7 protein-coding genes are annotated in these 4,838 nt (G+C 66.3%); 1 reads left to right on the top strand and 6 read right to left on the bottom strand.

Features of this window, described 5'->3' with window-relative positions:
- Window positions 1-100 precede the first annotated feature (100 nt).
- Window positions 101-766, bottom strand: a complete 666-nt coding sequence (locus ACOJTB_RS12810; protein ID WP_420102910.1) for a TetR/AcrR family transcriptional regulator C-terminal domain-containing protein — start codon at window positions 764-766, stop codon at window positions 101-103.
- Window positions 767-944: 178 nt separating this feature from the next.
- On the opposite strand from ACOJTB_RS12810, the gene ACOJTB_RS12805 reads away from it, so the two are divergent.
- Window positions 945-1,490, top strand: a complete 546-nt coding sequence (locus tag ACOJTB_RS12805; RefSeq protein WP_420102909.1) for a DUF924 family protein — start codon at window positions 945-947, stop codon at window positions 1,488-1,490.
- A gap of 47 nt (window positions 1,491-1,537) precedes the next feature.
- Here ACOJTB_RS12805 and ACOJTB_RS12800 read toward each other — a convergent pair whose 3' ends face one another.
- The 5 genes from ACOJTB_RS12800 to ACOJTB_RS12780 all read right to left on the bottom strand — a co-directional run.
- Window positions 1,538-1,744 (bottom strand): hypothetical protein, encoded by a 207-nt coding sequence (locus ACOJTB_RS12800; protein WP_420102908.1) that lies wholly within the window; start codon window positions 1,742-1,744, stop codon window positions 1,538-1,540.
- A 2-nt stretch (window positions 1,745-1,746) separates the two neighbouring features.
- The gene (gene ilvN, locus ACOJTB_RS12795; protein WP_420102907.1) at window positions 1,747-2,289 is read right to left on the bottom strand and encodes an acetolactate synthase small subunit; all 543 of its coding nucleotides are present in this window, start codon (window positions 2,287-2,289) and stop codon (window positions 1,747-1,749) included.
- Between the two features lie 38 nt (window positions 2,290-2,327).
- Entirely contained in the window at window positions 2,328-3,011 is a 684-nt protein-coding gene (locus tag ACOJTB_RS12790; RefSeq protein WP_420102906.1) for a glutathione S-transferase family protein, read from the bottom strand.
- Entirely contained in the window at window positions 3,008-3,718 is a 711-nt protein-coding gene (locus ACOJTB_RS12785) for an aspartate/glutamate racemase family protein (RefSeq protein ID WP_420102905.1), read from the bottom strand. The genes ACOJTB_RS12790 and ACOJTB_RS12785 overlap by 4 nt, the downstream gene beginning before the upstream one ends.
- 141 nt (window positions 3,719-3,859) lie before the next feature.
- Window positions 3,860-4,838, bottom strand: a 979-nt coding sequence (locus ACOJTB_RS12780) for a thiamine pyrophosphate-dependent enzyme (protein ID WP_420102904.1), incomplete at its 5' end; no start/stop codon positions are given.

Raw genomic sequence — 4,838 nt, 5'->3', positions numbered from 1 at the left:
TGGCCCTGCGAGCCATAGCCGACGATCAGGACCTTCTTGCCCTTGATCAGGTTGATGTCGGCATCACGATCGTAATAGACGCGCATGGGTGTCTCCTTTGTCACGCGTTATGGGTGGTCCGGCGCGGATCGTTCTGTGCCGTGCCGTAGAGGGTGAAGAACTGGTCGATGGCGCGTGCGACATCGCGCGCGATATCCGCCTTGTCCAGCGTCAGCGCATCGCCGAGCAGCAGGCGGATCTGCACGTCCCTGCCGACGAGGCCGAAGAAGGTGCGGAAGGCCGTCTCCGCATCGTCGAAGGCCAGCAGCCCCGCCTCGCGCCCGGCTTCGAGAACGGGCTTCAACCGCTCGCCGATCGCGAAGCGGCCATTGGCCAGCACAATCCGCCCGAGCGTGCCGTCGCGCGAGGCCGCTTCGCTGACCGCAACGCGGTTGAGCGCGATCGAGGTGGGGCTGGAGATCACCTCCAGCCAATTGGCGGCAAAGCGCGTCAGGCTCTCGCGCAGCGCCCCGGCATCGAGCCGCTGGCGGTCGAAATTGCCCGCCCTCACCTGCGAGGCCTGCCAGCGCACCGTGGCCGAGAGCAGCCCGTCGCGATCGCCGAACCATTTGTAGAGCGTTTCCTTGGAGCAGCTCGCCCGCCGCGCCACGGCGGTCATGGTGAGCTGGTCGCCTTTCTCCATCATCAGCCCCAGCACGGCATCGAGCACGGCCTGCTGGCGCGCGGTCAGCGCCTCGGCTTGCGTCTCTGCGGCAGACTGTGTCATGGGCTAGGCGGGTCCCAGTACCGTACGTTACGGTTCAGTCGTCTAGCGCAGCGGCTGGGCAAGGGCAAGAGGCTTCGTGCAGTCGGGTGCGCCAGCGGAGCCGCTATCGCGATGAGGCAAAGCCTGCCCCGCCCACTCATGCTAAAGAGCCGGCCACCCGACGAAGGAGCCGCCATCGATGACACTCCCGACCGCAGCGGACATCGCCGCCTTCTGGCGCGAGGCCGGCCCCGAGAAATGGTTCGCCAAGAGCGAGGCCTTCGACGCCGAGATCACGCGCCTTTTCCTGCCTGCGCATGAGGCCGCGGCGGGAGGCGATCTTGATGGCTGGCAGGATACGGCCGAAGGCGCCTTCGCGCTGCTGATCCTGCTCGACCAGTTCCCGCGCAACATGTTTCGCGGCAGCGCCCGCGCCTTCGCCACCGACACCAAGGCGCTCGCTATAGCGGAGGCTGCCATCGCGAAAGGGTTCGACCGGGCCTACGAGCCGCCCGAGCGGCGCTTTTTCTACATGCCGCACATGCATTCCGAAGAACTCGCCGACCAGCAGCGTTGCATCGATCTCTGCAAGGCGGCCGATGACCCCGAGGGCGTGAAATTCGCCGTGATCCACCGCGACATCATCCGCGATTTCGGCCGCTTCCCCCATCGCAACAAGGTGCTCGACCGGCAGACGACGCCGGAGGAGCATGAATTCCTCGCGGAGGGGGGCTTCGCCGGCTGAGGCGGCGGGCCTAAGCCCGTCAGCGCCCGGCACTGCCCATCGATGTGCTATCCCGCCGCCCGCAAGGTGGCGATGGCGGCGACCGTGAGGACGAAGCCGGTCCACCACAGCGGCGAGCGCAGGCTGCCGCCGGGTTCGGGCTTGGCGGGTGCTCGCCCGTTCAGCCGCATGAAGACCGGCCAGGCGAGGCAAGCAAACCCGGCTAGCCCGAGGCCCAGCGCGATCAGGCGCAGCGCTTCGGAAGTGAGCATCATGCTCACATCGCGTCCGGCCCGCGGCTCATCGCGGCGATTCCGGTGCGTGAGACCTCCGTGAGACCCACCACCGTCATCAGCTTGATGAAGCGCTCGATTTCCTCGGTCGAGCCGGTCAGCTCGAAGACGAAGGATGTCAGCGAAGCGTCCAGCGTGCGCGCCCCGAAGGCGGAAGCCAGCCGCATCGCCTCGACCCGGTGATCGCCCTTGCCGACGACCTTGACCAACGCCAGCTCGCGCTCCAGCGCCTCGCCCTGCTCCGTCAGATCGACGACGCGGTGTACCGGCACGAGGCGGCTGAGCTGGGCCTTGATCTGGTCGATCACCGCCTCGGTGCCCGAGGTCACCACCGTGATGCGCGAGAGATGCTTCTCATGCTCCGTCTCGGAGACGGTCAGGCTCTCGATATTGTACCCGCGGCCCGAAAAGAGCCCCGCGATGCGGGCGAGAACGCCGGGCTCGTTATCGACGATCACCGCCAGCGTGTGGCGCGCGCTCGGCTGCGTTTTCGGGGCGTTAGGATAATGGGTGGCGGTGCTCGACATCGGACGACCTGTGGCGGCGGGTGAAAAGGCGTGATTGTTCAAAGCTTGCGAAGATCGGCGAGGGAAGGCTCGTCGACCTCGTCATGGGCGACGATCCAGGGCTCGGCCAGCGCGCCGGCCAGCCAGTCGCGATAGGCCGGCAGTGTCAGAACGGCCTCGATATAGGCTTGCGAGACCCCATCGACGGTGATCGCATAGGTATCGAGCCGCGTGACGACCGGGGCGAACATCGCATCGGCCGCGCTGAATTCGCCATAGAGGAAAGGCCCGCCGGCGCCGAAGCGCTCCCGCGCCTGCCGCCAGACAGCCGTGATGCGCGCAACGTCGCGGGCGACGCCCGGGCCCCGGTCGCGGGCCGCATAGCGCTTGCCGAGATTCATCGGGCAGGCGTTGCGCAGGGACAAGAAGCCCGCATGCATCTCGCTGGAGATCGCCCTTGCATGGGCGCGCGCCCGAGCATCAGCCGGCCAGATGCCGGCCTGCGGAAAGCGGTCATGCAGATATTCGGCGATCGCCAGCGTCTCCCAGACGGCAACTTCACCATCGATCAGCGTCGGGACGGTTCCGCCGCTACCGGGCGCCGCCGCGAACACCTTGTCCTTGAAGCCGGGCTCGTCGAGCAGGACGAGTTGTTCCGCGAAGGCGATGCCCTTGGCCTTCAGCAGCAGCCACGCCCTGAGCGACCAGGAGGAATAGCATTTGTTGCCGATCAGCAGTTTCATGCGGCGGCTCGTTCCAGTTCTGCGGTGAAATCGAGCGCGGCCTCGACATGCAGCGCGGTGGTGTCGAAGACCGGCAACTGACAGTCGCCCTGCCCGATCAGCAGACCGATCTCGGTGCAGCCCAGGATGACGCCGTCGGCTCCCACCTCCCGCACGGCCCGCTCGATGATGGCGAGATAACGGGCCTTCGACCGAGGCTCGATACGCCCGCGGCAGAGTTCTTCATAGATCACACGGTGGACCTCGTCGCGTTCCGCGCCCTCCGGCACGAGCGGCTCGACGCCGAAGGCCGCGAGCCGCCCGCGATAGAAGCTCTGCTCCATGGTGAAGCGGGTCGCCAGCAGCAACGGCCGCTTCACACCGGCAGCCTTCACCGCCCGAGCCGTCACATCGGCCAGATGCAGGAACGGCAGGTTCGTCGCCTCGGTGATGCGGGGCGCGACCTTGTGCATCGTGTTGGTGCAGAGCAGCAGGCAGGAGGCGCCGCCCTGCTGGAGCCGGCGCGCACTTTCGGCGAGCACCGCACCGGCCGCCTCCCAGTTGCCCTCGGCCTGCATCTCGGCGATCGGCGCGAAATCGACCGAATGCAGCAGCACATCGGCCGAGTGCAGCCCGCCCGCACGAGCGCGCACGCCCTCGTTCAGCAGCCGGTAATAGACCGCCGTCGATTCCCAGCTCATGCCGCCGATGAGGCCGATGGTGGCCATGGTCTTTTATCCAATCTCTCGATGTCATCCCGGGCCGAGCGGAGCGCGGACCCGGGATCCATGCCAGAACGGTTCAGACATGGATCCCGGATCGGCGCCGCCAAAGCGGCTTGTCCGGGATGACCGCCACAGGATGTGACTTCAAACCAGCTGCTTGCCCTTGGCGTCGATGATCTGGCCGGTGTCGCCTTCGAAATCGGGCAGGATCATCTCGTTATGCGCCTTGCCCGAGGGGATCATCGGGAAGCAGTTTTCTTCCTTGGCGACGATGCAGTCGAAGATCACCGGCTTGGGCGTCTCGATCATCTCCATGATCGCGTCGTCCAGCTTCTCCGGATCGTCGCAGCGGATGCCATGGCCGCCATAGGCCTCGGCCAGCTTCACGAAGTCGGGCAGCGACTGCGAGTAGCTCTCCGAATAGCGCCCGCCATGCAGCAGTTCCTGCCACTGGCGCACCATGCCCATATACTCGTTGTTCAGGATGAAGACCTTGACCGGCAGGCGGTACTGCACGGCCGTCGACATCTCCTGCATGTTCATCAGGATCGAGGCCTCGCCCGCGACGTCGATGACCAGCGCCTTGGGGTGGCGCATCTGCACGCCGATCGCCGCCGGCAGGCCATAGCCCATGGTGCCCAGCCCGCCCGAAGTCATCCAGCGGTTCGGCTCCTGGAAGTCGAGATACTGCGCCGCCCACATCTGGTGCTGGCCGACCTCGGTGGTGATGAAGGTCTCGCGATCCTTCGTCAGCTCCTGCAGGCGCTGCAGCGCGTATTGCGGCTTGATGATCGTGTCCGAGCGCTTGTAGGCGAGGCTCTTTCGGCCGCGCCACCCCTCGATCTGCGTCCACCAGGCGGCGAGCGCGGTGCGATCGACCTGCGCCCCGCTCTCGCGCCAGATCCGGACCATATCCTCCAGCACATGGGCGCAGTCGCCGACGATGCCAAGATCGACCTTGACCGTCTTGTTGATCGAGGACGGGTCGATGTCGATATGGATCTTCTTCGAGCGCGGCGAGAAGCCGTCGATGCGCCCGGTGATGCGGTCGTCGAAGCGCGCGCCGATATTGATCATGACGTCGCAGTCATGCATCGCGAGGTTCGCCTCATAGGTCCCGTGC

This window comes from Allobosea sp., assembly GCF_048595345.1.
Classification (GTDB): domain Bacteria; phylum Pseudomonadota; class Alphaproteobacteria; order Rhizobiales; family Beijerinckiaceae; genus Allobosea.
The sequence above is the reverse complement of the archived record's forward strand: the minus strand, read 5'-3'. Positions and strand labels throughout refer to the sequence as shown.